This window comes from Neisseria sp. P0021.S007 (assembly GCF_051956855.1).
In genome coordinates, this window is record NZ_JBQCXA010000938.1 from 1 (window position 1) to 564 (window position 564).

Sequence of the window (564 nt, forward strand, 5' to 3'; positions counted from 1 at the left end):
GCCTTAAACAGACTTTCATTCGCATAAATATTACCGACACCAACCACCACTGCATTATCCATCAGCGCTAATTTGACTGCACGCTTTTGGTTTTTCAATTTCTGATACAGGTAATTTGCATTAAAATCATCCGAGAGCGGCTCCGGCCCCAGTTTTTCCAACAGCGGATGATGCTCGGCAATACCCTCATACCACAACACCGCACCAAATTTACGCGGATCGTGATAACGCAATACGGTACCGTCATCAAATGCAAAATCTAAATGATCATGTTTATCCGGCGTGGCGATGCGCTCATCATCGGCGGTAAAAATCCGCAAACTGCCGGACATACCCAAATGCATAAGTAAAATACCCGTTTCAAAAGTAACAATCAAATACTTCGCACGCCGGTTGCATGCCAAAACTTTGCGCCCGGCCAAAATTTGCGCCAAGTTCGGATGGATAGGCCATCTAAATTTAAACTGGCGAATAATGACTTTTTCTATCTTTTTGCCATCAATATGCGGCGCGATTCCGCGTAAAGTCGTTTCCACCTCAGGTAATTCAGGCATCATTATTCTC

General features: G+C 44.5%; 1 protein-coding gene. It reads right to left on the reverse strand.

Annotated features, from left to right (window positions below; translation table 11 throughout):
• Positions 1 to 554: DNA-formamidopyrimidine glycosylase (gene mutM, locus ACTHUR_RS16835; RefSeq protein WP_440399830.1), on the reverse strand; the 554-nt coding region annotated here is incomplete at its 3' end.
• Positions 555 to 564 lie beyond the last annotated feature (10 nt).